The sequence below is a fragment of the Streptomyces fuscigenes genome, assembly GCF_021556455.1.
Classification (GTDB): domain Bacteria; phylum Actinomycetota; class Actinomycetes; order Streptomycetales; family Streptomycetaceae; genus Streptomyces; species Streptomyces fuscigenes.
Genome location: NZ_JAKGCV010000688.1, coordinates 1 through 1947 on the forward strand (window position 1 = coordinate 1; position 1947 = coordinate 1947).

The following is a 1947-nucleotide window of genomic DNA, read 5'->3' on the forward strand; positions in this document are numbered from 1 at the left end:
CGTGCCCGCGCCCGGTCCGGCGGCGGGCAGGTCCCCGCCGGCCGGTGCCGCGCGGTCGCTGCGGCGCAGGGCGGGCAGCATCAGCAGGCCCAGGAGCACGCTCGGCGCCCCGCCGGCCACGAGTGACCAGCGGCTGCCGAACTCCTCGCCCACCCAGCCGACCAGGGGGCCGCCGATCACGGTCGTCCCGCCCCAGGCCATCGCCCACAGGGCCATCACCCTGCCGCGCATGGAGGGTTCGGACGCCAGCTGCATGGCCGTCTTCGAGAGGGAGTTGAACGCGATGGCGCCGTAGCCCACGAAGGGCAGCACGGCCAGTTCGACGGCGGTCGAGGGCGCGGCCGCTGCGGCCAGGATCGCCACGCCCCAGCCGACGCCCGCCACGGCCAGCGCCCCCGGCCGCTGCCGGTTGCCGCGGCCCGCGATGGACAGGCCGCCCACGACCGCGCCGAGCGCCATCATGGCCGCCATGGCCCCGTACGTGCCGGCCCCGCCGTGCAGCGCCCCGCGCGCCACCAGCGGCAGCGTGACCGGGAACTCGTAGGCGAGCATGCCGGTGACCGCCAGCATCACGAGCGGCAGGAGCAGAGCGGGTGTCCGGCGTACGTATCGCAGCCCCTCGCGGATCTGGCCCCTGCTGCGGGGCGGCCTGACGACCGCGTTCATCTCGGAGCCCCGCATCGCCGCCAGGCTCGCGATCACTGCGGCGAACGAGACGGCGTTCAACGCGAAGCACCAGGTCAGTCCGACCGCGGCGACGAGTCCGCCACCGACGGCGGATCCCAGGACGCGCGCCATGTTCACCGACACCGAGTTCAGGGTCACGGCGTTGGTCAGCCGCTCGCGCGGGACGAGTTCGGGGATGAGGCTCTGGCGGGCCGGGTTGTCGAAGACCGTCAGCATGCCGAGCGCGAGCGAAAGGAGGATCACCGCGGGGACGTTGATGGCGTCCAGGCCGGTCAGTACGGCGAACAGCACGGCGATGCCCGCGGAGGAAGCCTGGGTCACGTACAGCAGCCGGCGCTTGTCGTAACGGTCCGCGACCAGCCCCGCGAAGGGGCCGACGACGACGAACGGCAGGAAGCGGGCGCCCGTGGCGATGCCGAGGTCGCTGCCGCTGCCGCTCAGCCGCAGCACGAGCAGGGCGAGCGCGAGGGTCTGCATCCAGGTGCCGACGACGGAGACCGAGTAACCCCAGAAGTACAGGCGGTAGTTGCGGACGGAGAGCGAGGAGAGCATCCGGCCGAGGCGGCCGTCCGCCGCCGCCGCGCCGCCGGCGGGCGTCACGAGACCCCCGCGCCCTCGGCGTCGTCCTTCGCCTCCCGCGTGCTCGCCGCGCCGCCCGGCGCCCCGGCGGCCGGGGCCGCGGGGTGCTCGAAGCCGGCGATCCGCTCCATGAGTTCGCCCGCCCGTGACAGGACGCGCCGCTCCTCCTCGTCGAGGAGCGCCTCCATCGCCCGGCCGAGCCAGGTGTCGCGCTCGCTGTGGACATGGGCCACCACCGCGCGCCCGCGGTCGGTGACGCCCACGGACACCCTGCGCGCGTCGGCGGAGTCCCTGCGCCGCTCGACGTAGCCGGCCTCCTCCAGCTCGCGCAGCGCCGCGGCGACGTTGGAGCTGGTCATCTGCAGTTCGTCGGCGATCCGCCGGGGACCGGGGGCCCCGCCCAGCCGCACCACGGCCGCGACGACCTGCGAGGCCGTCCGGGACACCCCGTACACCGGGCGCGACTCGCGGCGCAGCCTGCGCTGGAGGAGCTTCATCTGCGTGCGGAAGCGGCGCACCTCGTGATCGTCCACGGTAGCTATGTTACATAGCTATGCGACATAGAGGAATCTGCGGAGGCCGTGCGGGGACGGCCCGGCCGCGGACGGCACGCCCCGGGAGCGCCGGGCCGGGGGCGCGCGTGCCGGCCGGACCCGCGGGGTACGTTCCCGGCGGGCGGCG

General features: G+C 75.0%; 2 protein-coding genes. Both read right to left on the bottom strand.

Annotated elements, in window-relative coordinates; translation table 11 throughout:
• Nucleotides 1–1287 (bottom strand): MFS transporter (locus L1885_RS27760; protein ID WP_235799901.1); only part of this gene is annotated, 1287 nt, incomplete at its 3' end.
• Entirely contained in the window at nucleotides 1284–1799 is a 516-nt protein-coding gene (locus L1885_RS27765; protein WP_235799902.1) for a MarR family winged helix-turn-helix transcriptional regulator, read from the bottom strand. The genes L1885_RS27760 and L1885_RS27765, both read right to left, overlap by 4 nt.
• Nucleotides 1800–1947 lie beyond the last annotated feature (148 nt).